This window comes from Streptomyces sp. NPDC002309, assembly GCF_053593375.1.
In genome coordinates, this window is sequence record NZ_JBSFCI010000001.1 from 257,182 (window position 1) to 282,659 (window position 25,478).

The following is a 25,478-nucleotide window of genomic DNA, read 5'->3' on the forward strand; positions in this document are numbered from 1 at the left end:
GGTCCCGGCAGCGATACTTGCGGCGACGGATGACCACGGGGGAGGTCAGCAGTGACACAACCGCCCAGGAGCAGCGCGGCGCCACCGGCGTCGGGCGCGCCCTCACCGCCGCCCGCGGTGCCGCGGCAGTCCTCCCCCGCACGCCCCGCACCCGCCGTCGCCCCGCCCCGCCGTACGGCCTTCGCGGAGGGCGTGGACCGGCTGCGCGCCGCCGCGACCACCGAGCCGGGCCGGCTGCGCATCATCGGCGCGCTTCTCGCCCTGCTGGTCGTCGCCTTCGGCGCCGTCTCGGCCTGGCAGGCCACCGCCCGTGCGGCCGCCGCCGACGACGTGCTGAACAAGAGCCAGCCCCTCAGCTCCGCCGCGGCCGACATCTACCGCTCCCTGGCCGACGCCAACACGGCCGCGTCCAGCGGCTTCCTGGCCGGCGGCCAGGAGACGCAGGCGTCCCGCGACCGCTACGAGAACGACATCCGCACGGCGGCGGAGAAGCTCGTCCTGGCCGCCAACAGCTCCGAGCCGAACTCCCGTTCGGCGGAGACGATCGCGAAGCTCAACCGGCTCCTGCCGGAGTACAAGGGCCTCGTCGAGCGCGCCCGGGCCAACAATCGCCAGGGGTATCCGCTCGGCGGCGCCTACCTGCGGTACGCCAACGACACGATGCAGACCGAGATGCTCCCCGCGGCCGAGGACCTCTACACGTCGGAGAACGAGCGGCTGCGCGGCGACTACGCGCACGCGACGCCGTACCCCTGGGCGGCGATCGCCCTCGGCGTGCTCGCCCTGGGCGCCCTCGCGTGGGCCCAGCACCGCGCGTACGCGCGGACGAACCGGGTGCTCAACCACGGCCTGGTCGCCGCCACGGCCACCACGACGGTCGTGCTGCTCTGGCTGGTCGTCGGCCACAGCCTGGCCCGCGCCGGCCTGAACGACTCCTACGACCACGGCGTCCGCTCCCTGAACGTCCTGCACGACGCCCGGATCGCCTCCCTGAAGGCCCGCGGCAACGAGAACCTCACACTGGTCAGCCGGGGCGCCGAGACGGTCGAGGTGGGCGGCGGGTTCAAGGACAAGTTCGATGTGGCCTTCCAGGCGTCGATGAAGGACCTCGCCGCCGGTCTCACCGCCGCCGGGAACCTCGCCGACGACCAGGCGGGCGAGCAGCCCGTGGCGACCGCCGCGAGCAGCATGGAGGTGTGGCAGGAGCGGCACCGGCAGGCCCGCGACGCCGACGACGCGGGCGACTACCAGGCGGCGCTCAGCAAGATCATCGGCGCGCCCGGCGACGAACCCACCGGCGAGTGCTTCGACAGCGTCGACCGCAGCCTGGAGACAGCCCTCGAACACGAGGAGCGGGAGTTCGAGCGGGCGGCGGGCGGCGGCCGGAACGCGATGACCGGGCTGCCGGCCGGCGCGGCCGTGCTCGCCGCCCTGGGCGCGGCGGGCGCGTTGCTGGGCATCGGCCGCAGGCTTTCGGAGTACCGGTGAAAGGGGGCGTGACGATGCAAGCACGACGTCTGCGGGCCAGCCTGAAGGGCTGGGGCGGCGTGGGCGCCATGGCGGTCGTCTGCGCCCTCGCGGTGGCCTTCGCGCTGCTGCTGCCCCACACGCGGCCGGTCGGGGACGGCAGCACCGGCGTCGGCGGCTCCCGCGTGGCCGACGGCCGCCAGGCCAAGGCCGAGACCTGCGAGAACCCCCAGGACCGCAGCCTGCCCCCGTCGAGCGTCGAGGGCGACACGATCGCGGCCGTCAAGCGGCGCGGCCACCTAGCGGTGGGCGTCGACCAGAACAGCTACCGCTGGGGCTACCGCGACCCCAACTCGAGCGAGGGCGCTGTCGAGTTGGAGGGCTTCGACATCGACCTGGCCCGCCGGATAGCCCAGGAGCTGCTCGGCGACCCCGACCGCATCCGGTTCAAGGCCATCCCCACCAACCAGCGCATCCCCGCGATCCAGAGCGGGCAGGTGGACATGGTGGTGCGCACCATGACCATCACCTGCTCCCGGCTGGAGGACGTCGCCTTCTCCGCCCCGTACTTCCTCACCGGCCAGCAGGTCCTCGCCCCCAACTCCTCGACGGTCAAGGGCTACGACGACAGCCTCGCCGGCAAGCGGATCTGCTCGGCGGCGGGTTCGACGGCGTACGACAACCTGGCGGCGGACCGGAAGTCCGGCCGGCTGCCCGCCTCCGCCGACATCTCCACCACCGTGCCCAACCAGCTCGACTGCCTGGTCCGGCTCCAACTCGGCGAGGTGGACGCGGTGGTGACGGACGGCGCGCTCGCCGCCAGCCAGGCCGCGCAGGACCCCACCGTGGAGCTGAAGGGCGACCGGTTCACCACGGAGTACTACGGCGTGGCGATGAAGAAGGACGCCGACGATCTGGTACGCCGGGTCAACCGCATACTGGCCGACTACCGCACGGACGGCGGCTGGAACGCCTCGTACGACAAGTGGCTCTCCCCGACGCTGGGTAGGGACTCGGAGTCGGCGACCCCGCCGACGCCGCGCTACAGATGACCGGCCGGCAGTGAAGCGACAGCACAGACCAGCAGACGACGAGAGGTGATCGATGGGCGTCACGGGTGCCTCCGGTCCGGTGATGGACCGGGACCAGGTGGACCGTGCGCTGGCGCGGCTCGGCGCGGAGCACGAGGCGATCGAGACCTCGCTGCTCGCCCTCCAGGACCACGCGGGCCGCCGGCTCCTCGAAGGCGCCGAGCTCACCGGCACGACCAAGGAGCGCTGGGCGGCCACGGAGGCGTCGGTCTCCCTGCTGTGGGCGTATTTCGACGCGTACAGCGACGCGCTGCGCTCCGCCCGCGGCATCCGCGCCCGGCGCCGCTGGTCCAGCCGCGAGGATCTGGTGGACCTGACCGACCTGCTGCGTGGCGAGTCCGTGACGGTCGCCGGCGGCGCCGCGACGGCGAACGCGCCGACGCTGCCCGGCACGGGCAGGCTCAGCGAGAGTTTCACCCTGGTCACGCTCGTCGACCGGATGAACGACCTGTACGCCGGATCGCTGGACATGGTGGTGGCCTGCGACGCCGTCTGGTCGGCGCTGCCCGCCCGGATCGATCTGCTCGCCGCCGAGCTCCAGCGGACCCGCAAGCTGGCGCACTCCGTGGGCGTACGCCCCGGCGAGCACCCGGCCGGTGACGACCTGGAGCGCATCACCCGCACCCTGACCCGGCTGCGCGAGCGGGTGGTGTCCGACCCGCTGGCGTACTGGCGGCGCGCCGAGGGCAGTTCGGCACCCGGCGGCGGCAGGCCGGACACCACGGTGTACGACCGGGAGGCGCGCGCCCTGGAGGAGGTGCGCCGGGAGATCGACGCCGTGCTCGCCGTCCGCAAGGACGCCGAGCAGCGCCTGGTGGCGTTGCGGGACGTGCTCTCCCGCGCGGACCGCACCCTCGCCGAGGCGCGCACCGCGCGCGGGGAGGTGCTCGCGAAGATCGCCGCCACGGAGGTGCCGGTGGTCAGCGGTCCGCCGATCGCGCTGCAGGAGCAGTTGACGACGGCCGCCGAGTACCGCAGGCACGCGCAGTGGCACCGGCTGTCCCCGCTCCTGGAGTCCCTGGAGCAGAAGGCGGAGGACGAACTGCTGCGGGCCCGCGAGTCGCTCACGGCCGTCACCGCGCCGCTCGCGGTCCGCGCCGAACTGCGCGGCCGGCTCGACGCGTACAAGGCGAAGATCGCCCGGCACGGCCTGGCGGAGGACCCGCTGCTGATGGAGCGGTACGACGCGGCCCGCCGCATGCTGTGGAGCGCGCCCTGCGACCTGCGGGTCGCCGAGCAGGCCGTGCTGCGGTTCCAGCACGCGGCGGCCGAGATGCTCGGCACCGCGCCGCGGGTGCCGCAGCAGGGCGGTCCGCCGGAGTTCCAGGACCGCGGGAGGGAGCCGTCGTCATGAGCCAGGCACAGCACAGCTGCCAGCGTCCGGACTGCGAGGGCGCCTACGACGACGTCGGCGGCGGCGAGCTCTACTGCGACACCTGCGGTCTGGCGCCGGTGGTGTCCTCCGACGGCATGGTCGGCTCCCCGCCGACCGGTGTCACCGGCGGCAGCGGTTCGGCGGCCGGCCGCGGTTCCCGCTCGGCCTCGCGCGGCAGCTCCCGTACGTCGTCGCAGTCCTCGAAGTCACGCCGCTCGGTGTCGGGACGGCTCTCCCGCTCGCTGTCGAGCCGTTCCTCCGACCGCTCGGTGTCGGTGCGCAGCTCCGGCTCCACGTCCGGTTCCCCGACCCGGGGCCGGCTGGGCGCGGGTCTGGTGCAGGTGCCGCAGGTGCCGCGGCCCGACCCGCGCGCGATGGTCCTGGCGAACCCGGAGGTGCCGGAGCGCAAGCGGTTCTGCTCGCGGTCGGACTGCGGGGCCCCGGTGGGCCGCGCCCGCGGCGACCGCTCCGGACGCACCGAGGGCTTCTGCACCAAGTGCGGCCACCCGTACTCGTTCGTGCCGAAGCTGAGGTCCGGCGACATCGTGCACGGCCAGTACGAGGTGGCGGGCTGCCTCGCGCACGGCGGGCTGGGCTGGGTCTACCTCGCCGTCGACCGGGCCGTCTCGGACCGCTGGGTGGTGCTCAAGGGCCTGCTGGACACCGGCGACCAGGACGCGATGGCCGCCGCGATCTCGGAGCGGCGGTTCCTCGCGGAGATCGAGCACGCCAACATCGTGCGGATCTACAACTTCGTCGAGCACCTCGACCAGCGCACGGGCTCCCTCGACGGGTACATCGTCATGGAGTACGTCGGCGGCAAGTCCCTCAAGGAGATCGCCAACGCCCGCCGCACGCCAGGGGGGCGGCGCGACCCGCTGCCGGTGGAGCAGGCGTGCGCGTACGGCATCGAGGCGCTGGAGGCCCTCGCCCACCTGCACAGCCGCAACCTGCTCTACTGCGACTTCAAGGTCGACAACGCCATCCAGACCGAGGACCAGCTCAAGCTGATCGACATGGGCGCGGTGCGCCGCATGGACGACGACGAGTCGGCGATCTACGGCACTGTGGGCTACCAGGCGCCCGAGGTCGCGGAGGCCGGACCGTCGGTGGCGTCCGACCTGTACACGGTGGGCCGCACACTCGCCGTCCTGGCCTTCGACTTCCAGGGCTACACGAACGTCTTCGCCGACTCCCTGCCCGACCCCGACAACATCGACGTCTTCCGGCAGTACGAGTCCTTCTACCGGCTCCTGGTCCGCGCCACCGACCCCGACCCGGGCAGGCGGTTCGCCTCCGCGCAGGAGATGTCGGAGCAGCTGACCGGCGTGCTGCGGGAGGTCGTGTCCCTGCAGACGGGCCGGGCGCGGCCCGCCCTGTCGACCCTGTTCGGGCCGGAACTGCGCGTGACGGACGCGGAGTTGTTCCCCCGGCTGACAGGCGAGGTGTCACGGCTGGGGGCACGCGTGACGCCCGCGCGCCGGGCCGGGACCGGCGCCGACGCCACCCCGGCGTCCGGTGACGCCCTGCGCGCCCTGACCGGCGGGACCGGGCTCGTGAAGCCCGTCGGGACGGGTGCCGCCGCCCTCGCCCTGGCGGTCCCCCGCGTCGATCCCGCCGACCCCGACGCCGGCTTCCTGGCCGGACTGATGGCCACCGCGCCGGCCGAACTGCTCAGCGCCCTCGCCGCGGCGCCCGCGCCCTCCGTGGAGACCCGGCTGCGGCAGATCCGGGCACGGCTGGAGAACGACGAGTCCGCGGCCGCGCTGGACGCCCTGCGCGCACTGGAGGAGGAGCGCCCCGAGGACTGGCGCGTCGTCTGGTACCGCGGGGTGGCCGCGCTGGCCACCGGCGACCACGAGGGCGCCGCCCTGGCCTTCGACGCGCTCTACGACGCCTTCCCCGGCGAGACGGCGCCCAAGCTGGCCCTGGGGCTGTGCGCGGAGGTGCTCGGGCAGCTGGACAACGCCGCCGAGTACTACCGCCTGGTGTGGACGACCGACCCGAGCTTCGTGAGCGCCGCGTTCGGCCTGGCCCGCGTGCAGCTCGCCACCGGCGACCGGAGCGGCGCCGTGCGTACTCTGGAGTCGGTGCCGGAGTCGTCCATCCACTACACGGCGGCCCGGGTGGCCGCCGTGCGGGCCCGGCTCCGGCAGCGGACGGCCGCCGTCGGCGACATGCCCTTCCTGGAGGATCTGACCGCCGCCGCCGGGCAGGTCGAGGCGCTGGACGCGTACGGTCTGGACCCGACCCGGCGGGAGCAGTTGGCCACGGAGGTGCTCGGCAGTGCCCTGGACTGGATACTCTCCGGGGGCCGGGGTTCCGTACCTCCCACCGCCGAGGGACGGACGCTGTTCGGCAGCGGCCTGGACGAACGCGGGCTGCGCTTCGGACTGGAGCGTTCGTACCGCACGCTGGCCCGTCTGGCGCGGGGCGGCGAGGAGAGGATCGACCTGGTGGAACGTGCCAACCGTTACCGCCCCCGGACATGGGTGTAGTTGATGTCGCAGATGCCCCAGCTGTCCGCCTGCCCGAGCTGCGAGGAACCCCTCGAGTCGGGTGACCGTTTCTGCGGTGCGTGCGGATACGACCTGTCCGCCGTGCCGTCACGGCCGGACGACAACCCGACCCTCACCTTGAACGGCTCGGGGGCCGCACCGGCCGACCCGGGCGGTTCCGGCCCGCCCCCCGCCGCGCACGCGCCGGCGGATCCGGCGGGCGCTGACCCGGGCGGCTCCCCCCGGCCCCCGGCCGGACCGGAGCACTCCTCGACGGGCGTGCGCTTCGACCGGCGCCCGGAGCCGGAGGAGTACCCCCTCCAGGCCCCGGACCCGCGCATCACCGCCGACGTCGCAGCGCCCGCCGAGCCCTCGGCGGTGTGCGTGGCCTGCCGCGCGGGCCGCGTCGACCACGACGGCTACTGCGAGAACTGCGGGCACGCCCAGCCGCGCGAACGCGACCACATGGAGCAGGAGTCCGGGCCGATGGCCGCGGTCAGCGACCGCGGCCTGCGCCACCACCGCAACGAGGACGCCTTCGGCATCGGCCGCACCGCGCTGCCCGACGGCTCCGAGGCGCTGGTCGCCATCGTGTGCGACGGCGTGTCCTCGGCGACCCGCCCGGACGACGCCTCCCTGGCCGCCTCCCGCGCGGCCGGCGCCTCGCTGCTGGCCGCCCTGCCGCTCGGCACACACCCGCAGCAGGCCATGCACGACGCGATCGTCGCCGCCTCGCACGCGGTCGACGCGCTGGCCCGGGAACCGGCCACGGCCCGCGAGCACCAGCCGCACCAGAACGCCCCCGCCTGCACCCTCGTGGGCGCCGTGGTCACCGCCGGGCTGCTCGTCGTCGGCTGGGTCGGGGACAGCCGTGTCTACTGGGTGCCGGTGGACCGCGGCGCCCCGGCCGCCCGCCTCACCGAGGACGACTCCTGGGCCGCCCAGATGGTCGCCGCGGGCCTGATGAACGAGGCCGAGGCCTACGCCGACGAGCGTGCCCACGCCATCACCGGCTGGCTCGGCGCGGACGCCTACGAACTGGAGCCGCACACGGCTTCCTTCAAGCCGGACCGCCCCGGTGTGGTGGTCGTGTGCACGGACGGCCTGTGGAACTACGCGGAGGCGGCCGAGGAGATGGCGCGCGTCCTGCCGGCCGACGCCGCCGTACGCCCCCTGCACGGGGCGCGGGTCCTCGTCGGTCACGCCCTGGACGGCGGTGGCCACGACAACGTAACAGTGGCCGTCGTGCCGTTCCCGGTGCCGTCGCAGGGGGCAGGATCGGCCTGAGGCCGCGCGCGGAGGCCTGGAAAGGCTGCGCGGACCGGAGGGGACCGGTCCGCGATTCCGTCGTCGCCCCACCTCCCGTGGGGCGTGCAAGGGGGATTTGAGAACGTATGGCCAATTTCTCGAAGTCGAACGTGCCGCAGTTCTCGGTCGACGTGTACCAGAACGAGTACCTCCCGGAGGGCGGCCGGGAGGTCAACGCGATCGTCACGGTGACCGCGACCGGCGGCGGCACGGTCGGAAGCGCCGTCGCGGCGCCGCACCTCTACTCGCCGGGCCAGGGCCCGTCCGCGGCGGTGGCGATCATGGTCGACTGCTCGGGCTCGATGGACTACCCGCCGACCAAGATGCGCAACGCGCGCGACGCCACGGCCGCCGCGATCGACACCCTGCGCGACGGCGTCCACTTCGCGGTGATCGGCGGCACGCATGTCGCCAAGGAGGTCTATCCGGGCGGCGGGCGGCTCGCCGTCGCCGACGCCCGCACCCGCGAACAGGCCAGGCAGGCCCTGCGCAAGCTCTCCGCCGGCGGGGGTACGGCGATCGGGACCTGGCTGTGGCTCGCGGACCGCCTGCTGCACTCGGCGGACGTCGCGATCCGGCACGGCGTCGTGCTCACCGACGGCCGCAACGAACACGAGTCGCCGCAGGACCTCCGTGCCGCGCTCGACGCCTGCGCCGGACGTTTCACCTGCGACGCGCGAGGCGTGGGCACCGACTGGGAAGTGAAAGAAGTCACAGGCATCGCCTCCGCCCTGCTCGGCACCGCCGACATCGTCGCCGATCCGGCCGGACTCGCCGCCGACTTCACGCGGATGATGGAGACGGCGATGGGCAAGGAGGTCGGCGACGTCGCCCTGCGGCTGTGGACCCCGGTCGGCACGACGATCAAGTTCGTCAAGCAAGTCGCCCCCACCGTCGAGGACTTGACCGGCCGCCGCACCGAGGCGGGCCCGCGTGCCGGCGACTACCCCACCGGCTCCTGGGGAGACGAGTCCCGCGACTACCACGTCTGCGTCGAGGTCCCCGCCGCGCACCTGGGCCAGGAGATGCTCGCCGCCCGTCTCTCGCTGGTGGTCCCGCACCCCGACGGCACCGCCCACAACCTCGGCACCCAGGGCCTCGTACGGGCCGTGTGGACCGACGACATGGCCGCCTCGACGTCGATCAACCCGCAGGTCGCCCACTACACCGGCCAGGCCGAACTGGCACAGGTCATCCAACAGGGCCTGGATCTGCGCAAATCGGGAGACATCGACGGGGCAACGGCCAAACTGGGCCGCGCGGTTCAGCTCGCCGGAGCCTCCGGGAACGCCGATACGGCGAAACTCCTTGCGAAGGTGGTGGACGTGGTCGACGCGGCGACAGGTACTGTGCGACTGAAGGCAAAGGTGGCGGAGGCCGACGAGATGACGCTCGAAACTCGGTCGACCAAGACCGTTCGTGTAAAGAAGTGACCTGAATCAAAGCGAGCCCGACCCCCTGGGGTTGGAGAAATCCGGTCGAAACGGCCGGAAAGGGAGAGGGGGAAGCGCCGACATGCCGACCTGCCCGAACGGACACCAGTCGGGTTCCGACGACTGGTGCGAGGTCTGCGGTCACCGCATGGCGGGTGCCGTGCCCCCGCCCCCTCCGCCGCCCCCGGGCGGCGGCTACGGCTTCCCTCCGCCACCCGGCGGTCCCGACGCCGGCCGACCCGGCGCGCCGTCCGAGCTGTGCCCGCAGTGCCGCACGCCCCGCGAGGGCGGAGCGCCGTTCTGCGAGGAGTGCCGGTGGAACTTCCTGACCAACACCGCGACCTCGTACACCCCGGCGGCGCCGCGCCCGTCGGCCCCGCAGTTCCAGCGGCCGTCCGGTCCGCCGCCGTCGTTCGGGGGCGGTGACTCGTACGAGTACCAGAGCTCGCGTCCGTCGCAGATGAACCGCCCGGCCGAGCCGATCCCGCCGTTCGGCGCGGAACCCGGTCCGACGGGGCCCTCCGGCCCCGGTGGGTTCGGCGGGGAGCGGCCCGGTCCTTCGGGCCCGCCCGGATACACCGGCGAGCGCCCCGGTCCTTCCGGCCCGCCCGGATACACCGGCGAGCGCCCTGGCCCTTCCGGCCCGCCCGGATACACCGGCGAGCGCCCCGGGGGTCCGGCTCCCTCCGGTCCCCCGGCCTTCGGCGAGCGTCCCGGGGGCCCCGGCCCTTCCGCGTTCGGTGAGCGGCCCGGCGGCTCCGGTCCCTCCGGCCCGTCTGCCTTCGGCGAGGCACCCGGCGGTCCGGGACCCTCGGCATTCGGCGAGCGGCCCGGGGGCTCCGGTCCCTCCAGCCCGTCTGCCTTCGGCGAGGCACCCGGCGGTCCGGGACCCTCGGCATTCGGCGAGCGGCCCGGGGGCCCCGGCCCCTCCGGCCCCTCGGCATTCGGCGAGCGTCCCAGCGGCCCCGGACCCTCCGCCTTCGGCGAACGCCCTGGCAACCCTGGCGGCCCCGGCCCGTCCGGCCCGTCCGCCTTCGGCGAGCGACCCGGCGGCCCCGGCTTCGGTGGCGACCCGTCACGGCCGGTTCCCCCGCCACCCGGTCCGACCCAGGCCGGTCCCGGCGGCCCCGGTTCGCACCCGGGCGCCCCGCAGGCCTTCCACCAGCCGGGCCCGTCCGGCCCACCCGCCCCACCCGCGTTCCCGCAGGAGACGGGACGGCCGCAGCAGGGCGGCCCGTCCTTCGGCGGTGACGACTGGGTGCTCTCCCCGCCGTCCACCGGCCCCGGCGGTCCGGGTCAGCCCGGTGGCCCCGGACAGCAGGGCGACTACGGTTACCCGCGCCCCGGAGCGCAGTCCGCACCCCCGCCCGGCCCCCCGCAGCGGCCCGCGACGTGGACGGCGACCATCGGTCCGGACCGTGAGTACTTCATGGCGATGATGCACCGCTCCGGCCCCGAGGCGGCGGGCCTGAACCTGCCCGCGTACTCCCCGGAGCAGCAGCGCACGCTCACCGGCAACCAGGTCACCATCGGCCGCCGCCGGCACTCCACCGGCGACACCCCCGACATCGATCTGGCGGTGCCGCCGGAGGACCCGGGCGTCTCGCACCAGCACGCGGTGCTGGTGCAGCAGCCGGACGGCAGCTGGGCGGTCGTCGACCAGAACTCGACGAACGGCACCACGGTGAACGGCGCGGAGGACCCGATCCAGCCCTTCGTGCCGGTACAGCTCCGGGACGGCGACCGCGTGCACGTGGGCGCCTGGACGACGATCACGATCCGCCGCGGCTGAGGGGGCCGGGCGAGGCGCCGATTCCGCCGGAACAAGCGTTCCGCGGGAACAGCGACTCAGCCCGGACCACGGCTCGACCGGGACCGCGACGCAGCACTGACCACGGCTCGACCGGGACCGCGACGCAGCACTGACCGCGGTTCAGGCCGCACCCGCGGCTCACCCCGCCCGCGGTTCACACCGCACCGCGGCTCAACCCGCACCGCGGCTCAACCCGCACCGCGGTTCAGGCCGGAAGGGGCCAGGCGTAAGGCCCCTCCGGCTCGTCCAGCCACGCCCACGCGCGTCCGCCGCCGACGGTGATCCCGTACCGCTCCCGGCCGGGTCGTCCCTCGCGCTCCCACAACGCGTACGCCTCCCGCGGATCGAGGCCGCCCCTGGTGAGGGCGAGCAGGAACCGGAACAGCTCGTGCTCCCGGCCCCGGCGCGGCACCGCTCCCGGCGGCGCCGACTCCTGGGCGGGCCGTCCGGTGCCACGCAGCGGGACGAAGTACGCGGGCGTCCGCAGGAAGTGACCCTCGGCACACCCGGCGTCCTCCACGGTCAGCACGATCAGCCCGGTGGCGAACGGCGCCAGGATGAGCCCGCCGGGACGGCACTGGGCGAGCCAGGCGGGCGGTACCGCCCCCAGGGTGCAGGTCGCGATGATCCGGTCGAAGGGGGCACGTTCGGGCACCCCGCGCGCTCCGTCCCCGGTGACGAGCACCGGACGGTACCCGGCGGCTTCCAGATGCCGGCGGGCCGACTCGGTGATCTCCGGCTCCAGATCCACGCTGGTGACGAGGTCCCCGTCGCCGAGCCGGTGCGCGAGCAGGGCCGCGTTGTAGCCGGTGCCCGCGCCGATCTCCAGCACGCGGTCCCCGTCCGCCACCCGCAGCTCGGTCAGCATCAGGGCCATCAGCGAGGGCTGGCTGCTGGACGAGAGCAGCTCACCGTCCCGCATCCGGGTCGCCAGCGGGGTGTCCTCGTAGGCGCCGCGCACCCAGCGTTCCCGGGCCTCAGGCTCGGGACTCTCGCCCCAGCACCGCTCCTGCCCGCCCCGGACGCTCCTGTAGTAGTACGGCACGAAGAGGTGCCGGGGGACCGTCGCGAAGGCGTCCCGCCACACCGGGTCCGCGGCCCACGCCCCGCTCGCGTCGATCTCCCGTACCAGTGCGGCCCGCGCCGCGGCGGCGACGGCCTCCAGGTCCTTGTCGAGTGCGTGCGCGCCCATAGGTCCACTGTGCTGCGCATCACACCGGGAGGCGACACCCGGGCCCGGCGGTCGGCCGGTCCTAGGCCTCAAGTCCTCGTCCTTCGCGTCTGAGACCATGGACGGGTGAATGAGATTCGGCGCGGCACGCTGCAGGAGCAGACCTTCTACGAGCAGGTCGGCGGGGAGGAGACCTTCCGCCGCCTGGTCCACCGTTTCTACCAGGGAGTCGCCGAGGACCCGATCCTCCGGGAGATGTACCCCGAGGAGGACCTGGGACCCGCCGAGGAGCGCTTCAGGCTGTTCCTGATCCAGTACTGGGGCGGCCCGACGACGTACAGCGAGAACCGGGGCCATCCCCGTCTGCGCATGCGGCACGCCCCCTTCGCCGTGGACCAGGCCGCGCACGACGCCTGGCTGAAGCACATGCGGGTCGCCGTCGACGAGCTCGGCCTGTCCGAGGAACACGAGCACACGCTGTGGAAGTACCTGACGTACGCGGCGGCCTCGATGATCAACACGGCGGGCTGAGACGCTCCGTCCCCGCGCCGGCGGGTGTCAGCGCACGCTGAGGCCCGGCACCCCGAGTCCGGCCCGGCGTACCGCGATCGAGCCGTACGGTGTGCGCAGCCGCAGCCAGGGACCCGACGAGACGAGCGCCATCTCCTCCGTCCCGGTGGCCGGGCGCAGGAATCCCAGGGACTGGGCGGCGTGCACGGCCCGCACGGGCAGGGGTGTGTCGCCGACGGTCCTCGACCAGATCTCGCGCCCTATCCGGTCGAGCTCGCCCCGGGTACGGCCCTCCGGCGGCAGTTCCTCCGTCCGGACCCGGAACTCGCTCACCACTGCGGCGACCGTCGCCCGCAGGCTCTTCGCCGTCGGCAGTCCCCGCTCCGCCCGCCAGCCGCCACGCGGCGGCAGCACCCCGGCCCACGGGGGCCCGGTGACCGCGCGCGGAACGGCCGCCGTGGCCGCCGTCCCGTCCACGGACTCCAGCAGCTCACCGGCGGACACGGTCACGTCGAGGGTGACGTCCAGACCGTGCTCGTACGGCTTGGCCAGCCGCACCGCCCGGATCGCCAGCACCTCGAAGGACGGCGGCCGGCCGAAGACGGCGAGCGCGGTGTCCGCGGCCTGCAGGCGCACCGCCGCTCCACGGTCGTAGTGGAGCAGCCGGGAGAGGAAGGCAGCGAGGTCCGCCGCCTCCCCCTCGTCGGCGAGGTGCAGCACCGTCATGCGGCGACGGCCTCCTCCGCGGCGTCCGTGTAGCCCTCGAGGAACTCGCGTTCCTCCGCGGTGATCCGGCGCGGCCGCTGCGCCTCGAAGTCGAACGGCACGATCACCGTCGAGGCCCTGACGTAGAGCTGGTCGCCGTCCTTCACCTCGTAGGTGAGGGTGAAGGAGGCGGCCCTGATCTCCGTGACCCACAGCTCGATGTCCACCGGCGCGTGCCGGTGGACGAGCTGGCGCTTGTAGTCGATCTCATGGCGCGCCACCACGGACCCCTGCTGGAACTCCTTGTCCGGGCGGAACAGGAAGTCGATACGGGCTTCCTCCAGGTACCGGAGGAACACCACGTTGTTGACGTGGCCGTACGCGTCCATGTCCGCCCAGCGCAGAGGGCAGCGGTAGATGTGCCGCAAGAGATCAGCCCCGGGTCAGCTTCTTGTAGGTGGCGCGGTGCGGACGCGCGGCGTCCGCACCCAGCCGCTCGATCTTGTTCTTCTCGTACGACTCGAAGTTGCCCTCGAACCAGAACCACTTGGACTCGCCCTCGTAGGCGAGGATGTGCGTGGCGACCCGGTCCAGGAACCACCGGTCGTGGGAGACGACCACGGCGCAGCCCGGGAACTCCAGCAGCGCGTTCTCCAGGCTGGAGAGGGTCTCGACGTCGAGGTCGTTGGTCGGCTCGTCGAGGAGCAGCAGGTTGCCGCCCTGCTTCAGGGTGAGCGCGAGGTTGAGGCGGTTGCGCTCACCGCCGGAGAGCACACCGGCCGGCTTCTGCTGGTCCGGCCCCTTGAAGCCGAAGGCGGAGACATACGCCCGCGACGGCATCTCGACCTGGCCGACGTTGATGTAGTCCAGCTCGTCGGAGACGACGGCCCACAGCGTCTTCTTGGGGTCGATGTTCTCGCGGCTCTGGTCGACGTAGGAGATCTTGACGGTCTCGCCGACCTTGATGGAACCGGAGTCCGGCTCCTCCAGGCCCTGGATCATCTTGAAGAGCGTGGTCTTGCCGGCGCCGTTCGGGCCGATGACGCCCACGATGCCGTTGCGCGGCAGCGTGAAGCTGAGGTCGTCGATGAGGACCTTCTCACCGAAGGCCTTGTTGAGGTTGTTGACCTCGACGACGATGCTGCCGAGCCGCGGGCCCGGCGGGATCTGGATCTCCTCGAAGTCCAGCTTCCGCATCTTCTCGGCCTCGGCGGCCATCTCCTCGTAGCGAGCCAGACGCGCCTTGGACTTGGCCTGCCGCCCCTTGGCGTTGGAGCGGACCCACTCCAGCTCCTCCTTGAGGCGCTTGGCGCGCTTGGCGTCCTTCTGCCCCTCGACCTTGAGACGGGTCTGCTTGGTCTCCAGGTACGTGGAGTAGTTGCCCTCGTAGGGGTAGGCACGGCCGCGGTCGAGCTCGAGGATCCACTCGGCCACGTTGTCCAGGAAGTACCGGTCGTGGGTGATGGCCACGACGGTGCCCGCGTACTTGGCGAGGTGCTGCTCCAGCCAGTTCACCGACTCGGCGTCGAGGTGGTTGGTGGGCTCGTCGAGAAGCAGCAGGTCGGGGGCCTCCAGCAGCAGCTTGCAGAGCGCGACACGGCGCTTCTCACCACCGGAGAGGTTGCTCACGGGCCAGTCGCCGGGCGGGCAGCCCAGGGCGTCCATGGCCTGCTCCAGCTGGGCGTCGAGGTCCCAGGCGTTCGCGTGGTCGAGCTTCTCCTGGAGCTTGCCCATCTCGTCGAGCAGCGCGTCCGAGTAGTCGGTCGCCATCTGCTCGGCGATCTCGTTGAACCGGTCGAGCTTGCCCTTGATCTCGGCGACGCCCTCCTGGACGTTCTCCAGGACCGTCTTGTCCTCGGTGAGCGTGGGCTCCTGCATCAGGATGCCGACGCTGTAGCCGGGGGAGATGAAGGCGTCACCGTTGGACGGCTGCTCCAGCCCGGCCATGATCTTCAGCACGGTCGACTTACCGGCACCGTTCGGACCGACGACGCCGATCTTCGCCCCCGGCAGGAAGTTCAGGGTGACGTCGTCGAGGATCACCTTGTCGCCGTGCGCTTTGCGCGCCTTGCGCATGGTGTAAATGAACTCAGCCAAGAGAAACCGTCCGGCAACTTGAATCTGGCAGTGGGCAGATACACCCCATCTTGCCGTACCGCCACCCCTAGGAGGAAACGCGTCTACCGGAGGAGCCCTGACCTGGGGGTTCACGATGAACAACTTGGGCCCACCTGTCACCGCCGGTCCCTGTCGGTCGGCCTCGGGCACCCTCGCACGGCCCGGAGACGGCCCAGCCGGTCCCCTGGAAGGTCCTGGAAGTGGTGGCCGGGCCGATCGATTCGAGCTCCTCGCCACAAGCCTGAACGACCGAACCCTCTGGGCGGTCGTACACAAAGCGGCCCCCACGACACCGCCGCACCCTAGGGGCTAGCTCTGTAGAGATCGGTCATTCGAGGTCATACAGGCTGCAGGGAGGGCTTTGAGGGCCGGTGATGGATGCTGGCGGTTGCTGTACTTCGTTGTGGTACAGCAGGATCCCGACCGGGGGTGAGGCCATGGAGCGGGAACAGCTTGAACGGTTGCTGAGCGGTGGCGACGACACGTCGTCAGCCGCCCTGTCCGCTCTCCGCGCCGGCGCATCTCACGTCGTCTGGGACGGAACGACGTCAGCCGAGTCACTCGCGATGATCTACGGGCGCCGACTCCGTCACACCCTTCGAAGGGGCATCGAGACGTCCGGCCTGGTACGGGCCGTGCAACGCCTCGACCTCTACGCCCGACCGATTCGACTGGGCCAGATCAGGAGTGCCGACGGATCGTGGATCTTCATGCTGTTTCTCGACGAGGACGGCAGCACGCTGGTGGCGTGCACGGGCGTTCGGCGGACCCGATCAGACCTACGACGACCAGACACCGACTGAAGCCCTGCATCGCCGACACGCGTGCCAACTGTGTCGGTGGGGCGATGGATCGTGTGCGGGGGCCTTCACCTGCGTTCATGGGCGGTCGGCCCGTAATGCGGGCCGGGTGCTTGGCCTCGTCTAACGGCTGTGACCGGAGCTGATGAGACGGAAACTGAGACGGTGAGGCAGGGGGACGTTGCTTCAGTCCTCCCCAGGTGGGATGAGGCGATCGGCACCCTCGGCGTCGTCCACGTCACCGTGGGCGTCGACTGTGATCGGGGTGGCTCGTCCCTTGGAGGTAATCAGCCAGGCAAGAACCTGCTCGGTCAACGGCCCGTTGTCGGGGCCCTCGTCCGCCCAGAAGGCGCGCCAGCCACCGCCGGGGACGGCGGCTACCACCTGATCGGCTCGCTCCAAGTGGGAGAAGTCCGGGTAGTCCGCTACCGGAAGGCGGGTGCCGCGTTTGGGATCGACCACGAGGGCCACGCCCGTTGCCTCGTCCCAGGCGTCGACGTCCACGGTCCGACCGATCAAAGTCTCCGTGCCACTGAAGATGGCGAGCCAACCTGTCCTGTTGAAGTAGTGCACGTGGTCATAGTCCATGGCGGCGGTTGGCCTCTCCGTGGGACGGTCAACTTCGATTCCCTGCTGGGACCTCAGCTTGGAAAGCAGCGGGCGAATAGGGCGCTGAGCTGCGTTGATGGGAGACCTGAGCCCTCTCCGCGTCCGCTGGCTTTCACCGTGCTTCCCCGCTGTTCCCGCTCGCTCTGGCGCGCTTGTGGTGCGCACTCTCGAAAGCGCGGGGGCGGGAGTGTCCGTGCCTCCTGTCATGATCCTCGGGTGCTGCAGATCCCGGGATACGAAGGCCCTTTGACCGAGGGGAGCGCCTACCTGGACAACCCCTTGTTCTGGCCGGTGCACCTCGGTACCTGCTTGCGTGACGAGGACGCACAACGGGCCGCGTTCGGTGCGGACTGGGACGCGGCCATGGAGCTGTACCGTGCACTGTCCGCCGACCACGAGTGGCCGGTGTTCATAGTGCCCCTGCGTTCGGGACACACCATCTACGTCGTCTACCGCAACCTCGACGGAGATCGAGGGGTGGACTACCTGATACATCACCCGGCTTGGCCCGCGGTGGAAACCCTCGCAGTGGACGACGGCCACTTCATGGGGCCCGGAACAGCCTGGCTGGAACTGCTGTCCGCTGCTCGACAGCCGGCGCAAAGAGGGGTTGGCGATACCGACGCTCGACTCTTGCTGCTCTTCCCGACCCTCGGTGACGCGCAACTCCCCGACGACGCGGCTGTTCCCCTCACCGCCGCGCTTGCCGCTCTCACCTTGATCGAAGAGCCCGCCGAAGTCGCGGAGATGCTGCTGGAAAACCAGGGCCAGTGGGAGCCTGCCCACTGGAGGCTGGCGAACGCCGTCTGGATCAACGACGGCGGCCACTCCTATCGAAACCCCTGGAACGCCTTCGCTCTGCCGGAGGGGCGCCTGCGGGAGATCAGCAACGCTTTGAATTGCGAAGAGCGACAATCGCACCATGTATCTCACTGAAGCTCTGAGCTTTTGAACCGCCCCGGGTTTGGTCGAGACTCTATGTTGTGGCTGTGAGCTTGGGTTTTACGGTTTCGCGGTAGTAGTTGGTCTCGTATTCGGCGGGTGGGATGTGCCCGATCTCGCCGTGGAGTCGTCGGTGGCAGTACCAGTCGATCCACTCGGCGGTGGCCAGCTCGACGTCGGAGAGTGTCTTCCAGGGCCTGCGGGGTTTGATCAGCTCGGTCTTGAACAGGCCGATCGTGGACTCCATCAGGGCATTGTCGTATGCGTCGCCGACCGATCCGATGGACGCGGCGATTCCTGCCTGGTCGAGGTGCTCGGCGAGGGCGAACGACGTGTATTGCTCGGATTCAACCGGTCGTTGCAACACCGGTTTGTTGGAGCAAGAGTTGCTGCTCGTTGAATGCCTCGGCCGGGGTTCTCCAACCGAGTGTCTTGCGGGGCCTGGTGTTGAGTGTGTGAGCGACGGCTTCGATCTCTTCGGCGGACCAGCGCGAGAGGTCGGTGCCCTTCGGGAAGTACTGGCGCAGGAGTCCATTGGTGTTCTCGTTCGTGCCTCGCTGCCACGGACTGTGCGGATCGCCCTGACCAGGCGTAATGGTCAGGGGCCGTCGTGCTGCGAGGTGCCCGCTCGGAACCGGGATTCCCTGTGGTTCCCCGCCCGATCGGGCACGGACGGGGCATGGGCGCCTTCTGGTCCGTAGCTCTGGAGAGAACGATCGATCACAGTCATACCGGCCGCAGTGGAGCCCATGGCGACCTCTGTCGTGCTGGAACGGTTGCTGTGGTTGCTGTACTGCTGCCATCAGTTGGTGTCGCGGCAAGATGGCGCAGTCCCACCTTCACACGGTGGTGCTGGAACCGCTCCGGGTGCCCCAGGTGTCATGTCCTGTCATGAACACTGGCACGCCAGGACGCTACTCCTGGATCCCCTGGGTGAGTTCATCGTTCTTCAGCGCCACGCTAGGGGCCACCACATGGACCCTGACAGCGGAGGCGCGTGCGTACTGCGATGCAGGGTACGAGGCCGGCGGGCGCCTCGAACTCAACTTTTTGCTCCCTGTGACCATGGTGGGCGGTGCCCTTATCGGTCTCGCCGCCTACGCCGTCGGTCGGCTTCTGACCCTGCGTGCTCCGGTGGCTGTGCGCATCGGTGTGCCGACTCTGCTGGTGCTCGTCACGCCGGTGTTGTGGGCGTGGTGGTTCTTCGCGACCAAGGGGACGCTGGACGGCTATCCCGGCGATTCCGGCCTCTGCCCCGCAAGCAACATCCCACCATGGTGGCCTGACTGGATTCCTGCCTGACGTGTTGCAGCGAGGCCGGGCGTTTGGAAGGCGCGCTGCCAGTGACTCGCATGGCTGCCGCTGGCCTGGGCCTACGTTGCGGCCTGGCCGTACCTCGCCTGCCGACTTCGACACGCATTCGACACTGTGGCTGCGGGGCGTGCGGCTACAGATCTTCGAAGGCGTCTTCGCCGGGTCGCCAGGTCATCCAGGAGTGATCAACGAAACCGCTGAGCGTCGCGATCTCTGGACCGATAAGTTCGCTCTCGGCGGGGTGCAGCTCAATGGAGCCGGTCACGAAGTCGACCTTGACCCCGGTGCCGGTCTCCTCGTGGGTGGCGGTCACGCTCTGAGAGATGAGCCCTCGTAGCGCGTCGGTCCAGCCGGTCTCCGTCGGTGAGAACCGTTGTCCGGACAGTTTGACGGTGGGGAGTACGTCGCATGAGAGCACGGGCATGTCGTCGGTCGGGCCGTCGAACCGCAGTTGTACATAGTCCAAAACGAATTGCACCGAGTACAGGCGGAAGCCGACGAGGCGGCCAAGTAGGAAGTTCAGCTCATATGCCACGGCAGGGAGTCTAGGGGGCAGGCCGGGACGCCCGGCAGTGTGGGGTGGCCATGGTGCGCAGGTCACCGGCGCATCTCCACTTCGGCGAACCGCGGTTGACCGCCCCGACGACACGGCTATGGCTCGCGCCCCCTTCTTCCCGAAGCAACTCGGATGGGCCCGCAGCCTTGGGCCGTAGTGGTTCCTACCTGCTCTGATGGTCCGCAGACGTCCGCGCTTGCCCGCCGTTGTTCGTCTGCGTTGTCACGCAGTTGCAGTGGACACTCGGGGGTGGGTCTCGGGGCGCGATACAGTGCGCGGCGTGGACATACCCGGCTGGTTCCTCTGGATCGCTATCGGGCTGGCCGGCTTGCAGGCCCTCGGCCTCGTTCCTGTCATTCGCCGCCTGCGAGGTTCCGACTCATCGGTGCGTTTCAAGGCGCGCCTTGACCTGCTGGACATCGTCGCCTCCCTGCTGCTCTTCGGCGGCGTGCTGCTGAGTCTCACAGTGGCGGAATCCTGGTTCTGGCTCGCCTTCGCCGGCTTCGCGCTCATGACCGCCATCTACGCCGTGCAGGGTGTCCACTGGCTCCGCGCGCGCCGCCGTCCCACGACCTGATCCAAACGACAGGCTCTCGCCACTCGGTGCACTGCTTCTTCTTGCCCTGGGTCTTGTCGGGAATCTTGGTGGGCTGGGTTTTAGCTCGTCAGGGGCAGCGGGCCCGTGCGCCTGGTGGTCGTCTTTCACCGTGTTCCCTCGCTGGCCCTCGATCGGTCTGGTGCGCTTGTGGTGCGCGTGGACTCCGCCGCTTGATCAGTCTGCGTCATCAGGGAGTCAGCTCGGCGTCGGTGGCCTCCGTCAGCAGGCGAAGGTCGAAGGTGTAGCCCTCGTCGCAGAAGACCACGTCAAGGTGTGCCGGAGCGAGTCTGCGGAACACGACCGCCAGCCACGCAGCATCCTCGTACCGGAGGTCCAGGTACAGGCAGGTGCCGTCCTCGTGCAGGTATGCCTCGCCCGGACCGTCGTCCGTCTCGAAGGACCAACCGAAGCTTCGTGCCTCGCTTCGAACCAAAGGCGTCTTGAAAGTGAACGCCCGGCTGCTTCATCTTCGCTCGCAAGCGTTTTCGGAAATGCTGTTAATGTCCGGCCTCGTGAACGACTTGCTGATACCGCAGCCCCGAAGGCATCCGCAGGCCGGGCGACGTGCGCGCCTCGCGCGTGCGGCCGCCGGACTCGCCGCCGGGGCAATGCTGGTGCACTCCGTGGTGACCGCACGCCTGCACGGGGACATCCGCTACGTGCTGGCCTGCCTGCGGAGCAGCGACGCGGTCGGCATCTCACCGTCGGAGACGTTCACCCACCGGCCCTATTTCTACCGGTGGTTCATCTACGGCCTCGATCAGCTGACCTTCGGCCCGACAGCCGTCCGTGAGGCGGTCATGCGCGCCCTCGGCGTTCTGCTGTGTCTCGCCGTCGGGCTCGCCCTGCGCGCGGCGCTGCGCCGACGGCTGGCGCGCCGGGAAGCCGACCTGACCGCCGCCGCGGTCGCCTTGGTCCTCGCGCTGGCGCCGCGCGCGGACTTCCTCCAGCCCGAGTGGACGGCCGCGCTGCTGTCCGTGCTCGCGGTGGCCGCCGTACTCGCCGTCGAACGGCCTCTGCCCGCCGCCGTGTTCGCGGCCGTCCCGCTCGGGCTCACGGTGATGATGAAGTACTCCACCGCCGCCACCGCGCTCATCGCCCTGCTGGTCGTCCTCGCCGTCGACCGGACGCGCGCGCTGCTCCTGGCCGCCACCACGGCCGGCTCGGGCCTGGCGCTGTTCGGCTTCAGCCTCTGGTCGGGCTCGCGCGAGTGGCAGTGGTTCAGGGACATGCCGCAGATCAACCAGGGCTCGCTGTCCCGCCAGGGCCTGCGGCCGGGCGAACTCTTCACGAAATCCGTCGACTTCATCGCCGACCGGGCCGTGCTGAGCCCCGTGCTGCTCCTGCTGCCCGCCGCGCTGCTCCTGCTGCTGGCCTGCCAGGACGACCGGCGCCTGCGCACCCGGTGGGCGCTGGTCGTCGCGGCGACGGCCGCCGTCGGCTTGAGCGCTGTCGTGGTACAGGGCAACTGGTTCGCCTACCACGCCGCCGCGCTGCCCGCGGGCGCCGCCGCGGTCTGGGGACTGGCGGTGGCCCGGTGGTACGGCGTGCGGGGGCGGGTGCCGGTGTGGTTCCTGACGGCCGGCGCTACCGCCGCCGTCCTCACGCCGCTGTACTCGACCGCGCCCGGTGCCCTGCAGCGCCCGGCGGTCGTGTGGTCGGCGGGGCTCGTCGCGCTGGGCGCCGCGCTGGCCGACCTGCGCGCGGCCCGTGGCGCCGACTCAGGTTTCCGGCTGCCGCCCGCCGCGGCGGGGCTGGCCGGCATCGCCCTCGCCGCAGTGACGCTCTGGCCGGCCTCCCCGCACCTCATGAACCACGGCAAGGTGCGCGACACCAACGCGGCGTACCTGCGGGAGTCACGTGCGACGGCGGACACGGCGGCGGAGGTACGGCGGCAGCTGCCGGACGGGGCTCTCGTGCAGTACCTGGCTTTCGGCGACGAGGCGTACTTCATCGGGCACGCCTCGCCCTGCCGCTACCCCATCCCGACGTTCCTCCAGCGCACCCGCTATCTGCCCGACGTGGCCGGCCTCGACTCGTACCGGGAGAACGCCCGCTGCCTGGACGAGGACCCGCCGCGGTACGCGGTGCTGAACCGCGGCTGGTTCCGGCCGGCGAGGATCGACCAGGAGCTGGTCCGGCGGATCGAGGCACGCTACGACTGCCCGCCGGCACCCGTGAAGCGGACGGTGGTGTGCCGGTTGCGGTGAGCCGGGGCGGCGGGGCGCAGTCGGCGCCCGTGGACGTGCACCCGGGCCCGCGCCGGCTCACCAGGCCCTCGTGGCGCGGGCCGACCCTCCGACGCCCCGGACACGACCCCACAGCGCGGGCCGATACACCAGACCCCGGAAGACCCCACAGCGCGGGCCGGCACACCAGACCCCCGGGACAGACCCCGCAGCGCCGGCCGACCCGCCGCGCCGGGACTACCGGGCCCCGATCACCTCCGTCACCCGGTGCGCCATCTCCACCGCGTAGTTCTGGCCCCGGTCGTGCGGGTAGACCTGCGCCATCGTGGCCAGCGTGACCCGGCTCATCGCCGTCTCGTGCGGCGGGATCAGGGCCCGATACTCCGGGGTGACGACGGGCTGCGCGAAGGGCGCGCGGGAGAAGTGCGTACCGGTGACCCAGGAGCGGTCGAAGTCGGGGTTCAGCCGCTGGAGCCACGGCACGTAGGACTCCAGCAGGTCCTCCGGGTCGGAGGTGAAGCGCCGGTCGTCGCGGCGTACGTAGTTGCCGACGTACACGATGTGCTTGCCGCCGTACTCGGCCCGGTCGACCATCCGCGTGTGCTCGACGACGGCGAGGAACGGGAAGTCGGTGTCGTTGACGTTGAGCCAGTAGTACGGGATGAGGCTGCGGTCCAGCTCCAGCACGAAGCAGGTGGCGCCGAGGTACTGGTTGCGCCATACCATGTCGTCGGCGGGCAACCCGGCGGCCCTGGCGAAGACGGGCTGCGGCGTGGTGACGACCAGATGGTCGAAGTCGTACGAGGACCCGTCCTCGGTGTCGACCGTGACCGTGTCGCCCCCCTGCCGGATGCCCGTCAGCCGCTTGCCGAACTCGATCTTCCCGCCGCGGTCCGCGACGGCGTCCGCCAGCGCCGCGTACACCATCTCGAACCCGCCGTGCACATAGCCCAGTTCGAAGGTCCGGCAGTGCACCCGGGCCCACAGCCAGGCCATGGACACCTCCTCGGCGCGCTCCCCGAACTTGCCGCGCAGCAGCGGCTCCCATATCTCCTCGGTGGCCCGGCGCCCGGCCCAGCGGCGCAGCCACTGAAGGGCGGTACGGTCGTTGAAGCGTTCACCGTCGCGGACGGCCTTCAGCGCGGCGGAGGAGACCGCGAAGCGCAGCGCGGGCAGCGGGGGCAGGAAGCGCAGCATCTCCAGCGGGGTGCTGAACGGGCGCAGCCGCCCGCCGCGGAAGATGCCGGTGGTGGGCTTGTGGAAACGCAGCGAACCTCCGAGGCCCAGCTCCTCGATCAGCTCGATCATGGCGCGGTCGGAGCGGAAGATGTGGTGGTAGTAGCGCTCCAGCGGTGTGCCCTGCACGGTCAGCGACGCGGCCAGACCGCCCAGTTCGTCGGCCGCCTCCAGCACCGTGACCGCGTGCCCGGCCTTCACCGCGTCGTAGGCGGCGGTCAGCCCGGTGGCTCCGGCACCGATGATCCCCAGGTTCACGCGAAACTCCACTTCCGGTTGAGCACGAATTGCACCGCCAGGACCAGCGGCAGCGAGGCGGCCTTGACCAGGTTCGGGTCGGCCCCGAGCCGGCCGGCGAACAGCCACAGCAGCCCCATGGTGAGCGCGATGCCGACCAGACCGACGGCGTAGAAGCGCACGAAGCGCAGCAGCAGCCGGTCGCGTTTACCGAAGGTGAACACCGCGTTGAGGACGAAGTTGTTGGTGATGGCCAAGGTGGTGCTGAGGCCGTTGGCGAACTGCTCGTGCCAGCCCAGCACGTTGTAGAGCACCGCGAAGACGGCCAGGTCCAGCAGGACGCCGCTGCCGCCGACAAGCGTGTACGTGACCAGCTGCCGCAGGTCCCGCGAGCGCCGCTCGCCCTGATCGCCGCGAGCCGGGGCCTCAGTCGCCGTCACGGCCGACCACTTGCCGGACGATGTACAGCGGCCGCCCCTGCGCCTCGTTGTAGGTGCGCCCGATGTAGGAGCCGAGCACGCCCAGGGACAGCATCTGCACGCCGCCCATGAACAGGACGACGACCATCAGCATGGTCCAGCCGGAGACCGTGATGTCCGGACGGAAGACCTTCATCGCCAGCGCGTACACGATGCCCACGAGGGACATCGTCAGCACCACGAAGCCCAGCCGGGTGATCAGCTTCAGTGGCACGGTGGAGAAGCCGGTGACCCCGTCGATGGCGAGCCGCGCCATCTTCCGCAGCGGGTACTTCGTCTCGCCGGCGAACCGCTCGTCGCGGTCGAACTCCACGACGGTCTGCACGAACCCCATCGAGGCCACGATGCCCCGCACGAACCGGCTGCGCTCCCTGAAGCGCCGCAGCTCGTCGGCGGCACGCCGGTCCAGCAGGCGGAAGTCTCCCGTGTCCAGCGGGATGTCCACCTCCGTGCAGGCCCGCAGCACCCGGTAGTAGGCGGCGGCGGTCACCCGCTTGAACAGCGTGTCCTGCCGGGACCGTCGCCGGGCGTGCACGATCTCGGCCCCGTCCCGCCAGGCGTCGATGAGTTCGAGGCTCACCCGCGGCGGGTCCTGCAGGTCGGTGTCCATCACGATCACCGCGTCACCGCCCGCCTCGTCGAGACCGGCGGTGATGGCTATCTGGTGCCCGAAGTTCCGCGCGAAGTCGACCACACGCACACGCCGGTCGTTCTTGGCCAGGTCCCGCAGAATCTCCAACGAGGCATCGGAAGAACCGTCGTTGACGTACACGAACTCGAACGACAGTTCGGGACGGGTTTGGACCGCGGCCACCAACTCCTCGTGGAACCGCCGTATCCCGTCCTGCTCGTTGAACACCGGCAGCACGTAACTGATGAGCGCCGCCGGCTCGGATATGTCTGACATGCGGCGACGCTAGGGACATTCGCTGAACAGGAGGCGAACACCTGGCGGCATCCAGAATTCGAACAGTTGGCGGAGTGCTACAACTCGCGTGCGACCGCCGACACCGCCCGACGCGTAGGCGC

24 protein-coding genes and 1 pseudogene are annotated in these 25,478 nt (G+C 71.1%); 13 read left to right on the forward strand and 12 right to left on the reverse strand.

What is annotated here, in order from left to right:
• Positions 1 to 51: 51 nt before the first annotated feature.
• The 7 genes from ACWCPM_RS01130 (at position 52) to ACWCPM_RS01160 (ending at position 10,964) form a co-directional block, all read left to right on the forward strand.
• Complete coding sequence (locus ACWCPM_RS01130; protein WP_450974009.1) at positions 52 to 1,488, forward strand: hypothetical protein; 1,437 nt, start codon at positions 52 to 54, stop codon at positions 1,486 to 1,488.
• 14 nt (positions 1,489 to 1,502) lie between these two features.
• Positions 1,503 to 2,519 carry a glutamate ABC transporter substrate-binding protein gene (locus ACWCPM_RS01135; protein ID WP_450974010.1) on the forward strand — a complete coding sequence of 339 codons (1,017 nt, stop codon included), beginning with the start codon at positions 1,503 to 1,505 and terminating at the stop codon, positions 2,517 to 2,519.
• A gap of 52 nt (positions 2,520 to 2,571) precedes the next feature.
• On the forward strand, positions 2,572 to 3,912 hold the full coding sequence (locus ACWCPM_RS01140) for a hypothetical protein (RefSeq protein ID WP_450974011.1): 1,341 nt from the start codon (positions 2,572 to 2,574) through the stop codon (positions 3,910 to 3,912).
• Positions 3,909 to 6,431, forward strand: coding sequence for a tetratricopeptide repeat protein (locus ACWCPM_RS01145; RefSeq protein WP_450974012.1), 2,523 nt, complete (start codon positions 3,909 to 3,911; stop codon positions 6,429 to 6,431). Before ACWCPM_RS01140 ends, ACWCPM_RS01145 begins: the two co-directional genes overlap by 4 nt.
• Positions 6,432 to 7,718, forward strand: coding sequence for a PP2C family serine/threonine-protein phosphatase (locus ACWCPM_RS01150; RefSeq protein WP_450974013.1), 1,287 nt, complete (start codon positions 6,432 to 6,434; stop codon positions 7,716 to 7,718).
• Between the two features lie 107 nt (positions 7,719 to 7,825).
• A complete protein-coding gene (locus ACWCPM_RS01155; RefSeq protein WP_450974014.1) occupies positions 7,826 to 9,172 on the forward strand; it encodes a vWA domain-containing protein in 1,347 nt (448 codons plus the stop codon).
• 82 nt (positions 9,173 to 9,254) lie between these two features.
• Positions 9,255 to 10,964 (forward strand): FHA domain-containing protein, encoded by a 1,710-nt coding sequence (locus ACWCPM_RS01160; protein WP_450974015.1) that lies wholly within the window; start codon positions 9,255 to 9,257, stop codon positions 10,962 to 10,964.
• Positions 10,965 to 11,190: 226 nt separating this feature from the next.
• Here ACWCPM_RS01160 and ACWCPM_RS01165 read toward each other — a convergent pair whose 3' ends face one another.
• On the reverse strand, positions 11,191 to 12,177 hold the full coding sequence (locus tag ACWCPM_RS01165) for a methyltransferase domain-containing protein (RefSeq protein ID WP_450974016.1): 987 nt from the start codon (positions 12,175 to 12,177) through the stop codon (positions 11,191 to 11,193).
• A gap of 105 nt (positions 12,178 to 12,282) precedes the next feature.
• Here ACWCPM_RS01165 and ACWCPM_RS01170 point away from each other — a divergent pair, with 105 nt between their 5' ends.
• The gene (locus ACWCPM_RS01170) at positions 12,283 to 12,687 is read left to right on the forward strand and encodes a globin (protein ID WP_450974017.1); all 405 of its coding nucleotides are present in this window, start codon (positions 12,283 to 12,285) and stop codon (positions 12,685 to 12,687) included.
• A gap of 27 nt (positions 12,688 to 12,714) precedes the next feature.
• Here ACWCPM_RS01170 and ACWCPM_RS01175 read toward each other — a convergent pair whose 3' ends face one another.
• Genes ACWCPM_RS01175 through ettA form a run of 3 tightly spaced genes read right to left on the reverse strand, consistent with a single transcriptional unit; the run spans position 12,715 to position 15,468 of the window.
• Positions 12,715 to 13,392, reverse strand: coding sequence for a hypothetical protein (locus tag ACWCPM_RS01175; protein ID WP_450974018.1), 678 nt, complete (start codon positions 13,390 to 13,392; stop codon positions 12,715 to 12,717).
• Positions 13,389 to 13,799: an acyl-CoA thioesterase gene (locus ACWCPM_RS01180; protein ID WP_450974019.1), complete on the reverse strand. Its 411-nt coding sequence runs from the start codon at positions 13,797 to 13,799 to the stop codon at positions 13,389 to 13,391. The genes ACWCPM_RS01175 and ACWCPM_RS01180 overlap by 4 nt, the downstream gene beginning before the upstream one ends.
• Before the next feature lie 4 nt (positions 13,800 to 13,803).
• On the reverse strand, positions 13,804 to 15,468 hold the full coding sequence (gene ettA, locus ACWCPM_RS01185; protein WP_450974020.1) for an energy-dependent translational throttle protein EttA: 1,665 nt from the start codon (positions 15,466 to 15,468) through the stop codon (positions 13,804 to 13,806).
• Between the two features lie 458 nt (positions 15,469 to 15,926).
• Here ettA and ACWCPM_RS01190 point away from each other — a divergent pair, with 458 nt between their 5' ends.
• Positions 15,927 to 16,292 (forward strand): hypothetical protein, encoded by a 366-nt coding sequence (locus tag ACWCPM_RS01190; protein ID WP_450974021.1) that lies wholly within the window; start codon positions 15,927 to 15,929, stop codon positions 16,290 to 16,292.
• 183 nt (positions 16,293 to 16,475) lie between these two features.
• Here the strand turns inward: ACWCPM_RS01190 and ACWCPM_RS01195 are convergent, their stop codons facing one another.
• Positions 16,476 to 16,862 (reverse strand): hypothetical protein, encoded by a 387-nt coding sequence (locus ACWCPM_RS01195; protein WP_450974022.1) that lies wholly within the window; start codon positions 16,860 to 16,862, stop codon positions 16,476 to 16,478.
• A 252-nt stretch (positions 16,863 to 17,114) separates the two neighbouring features.
• Between ACWCPM_RS01195 and ACWCPM_RS01200 the strand changes: the two genes are divergently transcribed.
• Positions 17,115 to 17,834: a hypothetical protein gene (locus ACWCPM_RS01200; protein WP_450974023.1), complete on the forward strand. Its 720-nt coding sequence runs from the start codon at positions 17,115 to 17,117 to the stop codon at positions 17,832 to 17,834.
• A 40-nt stretch (positions 17,835 to 17,874) separates the two neighbouring features.
• On the opposite strand, the gene ACWCPM_RS01205 is transcribed toward ACWCPM_RS01200, so the two are convergent.
• The gene (locus tag ACWCPM_RS01205) at positions 17,875 to 18,204 is read right to left on the reverse strand and encodes an integrase core domain-containing protein (RefSeq protein ID WP_450974024.1); all 330 of its coding nucleotides are present in this window, start codon (positions 18,202 to 18,204) and stop codon (positions 17,875 to 17,877) included.
• Positions 18,188 to 18,418 (reverse strand): annotated as a pseudogene (locus ACWCPM_RS01210) (IS30 family transposase); the annotation flags it as partial. The pseudogene ACWCPM_RS01210 and the gene ACWCPM_RS01205, both read right to left, overlap by 17 nt.
• Positions 18,419 to 18,731: 313 nt before the next feature.
• On the opposite strand from ACWCPM_RS01210, the gene ACWCPM_RS01215 reads away from it, so the two are divergent.
• The gene (locus ACWCPM_RS01215) at positions 18,732 to 19,142 is read left to right on the forward strand and encodes a hypothetical protein (RefSeq protein ID WP_450974025.1); all 411 of its coding nucleotides are present in this window, start codon (positions 18,732 to 18,734) and stop codon (positions 19,140 to 19,142) included.
• Positions 19,143 to 19,287: 145 nt separating this feature from the next.
• On the opposite strand, the gene ACWCPM_RS01220 is transcribed toward ACWCPM_RS01215, so the two are convergent.
• A complete protein-coding gene (locus tag ACWCPM_RS01220; RefSeq protein WP_450974026.1) occupies positions 19,288 to 19,689 on the reverse strand; it encodes a hypothetical protein in 402 nt (133 codons plus the stop codon).
• Positions 19,690 to 19,990: 301 nt separating this feature from the next.
• On the opposite strand from ACWCPM_RS01220, the gene ACWCPM_RS01225 reads away from it, so the two are divergent.
• Positions 19,991 to 20,287 carry a hypothetical protein gene (locus ACWCPM_RS01225; protein ID WP_450974027.1) on the forward strand — a complete coding sequence of 99 codons (297 nt, stop codon included), beginning with the start codon at positions 19,991 to 19,993 and terminating at the stop codon, positions 20,285 to 20,287.
• 208 nt (positions 20,288 to 20,495) lie between these two features.
• Here the strand turns inward: ACWCPM_RS01225 and ACWCPM_RS01230 are convergent, their stop codons facing one another.
• A complete protein-coding gene (locus tag ACWCPM_RS01230; protein ID WP_450974028.1) occupies positions 20,496 to 20,741 on the reverse strand; it encodes a hypothetical protein in 246 nt (81 codons plus the stop codon).
• Positions 20,742 to 20,820: 79 nt separating this feature from the next.
• Between ACWCPM_RS01230 and ACWCPM_RS01235 the strand changes: the two genes are divergently transcribed.
• Positions 20,821 to 22,518: a hypothetical protein gene (locus tag ACWCPM_RS01235; protein WP_450974029.1), complete on the forward strand. Its 1,698-nt coding sequence runs from the start codon at positions 20,821 to 20,823 to the stop codon at positions 22,516 to 22,518.
• A 216-nt stretch (positions 22,519 to 22,734) separates the two neighbouring features.
• On the opposite strand, the gene ACWCPM_RS01240 is transcribed toward ACWCPM_RS01235, so the two are convergent.
• From ACWCPM_RS01240 to ACWCPM_RS01250, 3 genes are read right to left on the reverse strand one after another with little or no spacing between them, the layout of a single operon-like run.
• Positions 22,735 to 23,991, reverse strand: coding sequence for an NAD(P)/FAD-dependent oxidoreductase (locus ACWCPM_RS01240; protein ID WP_450974030.1), 1,257 nt, complete (start codon positions 23,989 to 23,991; stop codon positions 22,735 to 22,737).
• Positions 23,988 to 24,410, reverse strand: a complete 423-nt coding sequence (locus ACWCPM_RS01245; RefSeq protein ID WP_450974031.1) for a GtrA family protein — start codon at positions 24,408 to 24,410, stop codon at positions 23,988 to 23,990. The genes ACWCPM_RS01240 and ACWCPM_RS01245 overlap by 4 nt, the downstream gene beginning before the upstream one ends.
• Positions 24,397 to 25,356 carry a glycosyltransferase family 2 protein gene (locus tag ACWCPM_RS01250; protein ID WP_450974032.1) on the reverse strand — a complete coding sequence of 320 codons (960 nt, stop codon included), beginning with the start codon at positions 25,354 to 25,356 and terminating at the stop codon, positions 24,397 to 24,399. Before ACWCPM_RS01250 ends, ACWCPM_RS01245 begins: the two co-directional genes overlap by 14 nt.
• Positions 25,357 to 25,478 lie beyond the last annotated feature (122 nt).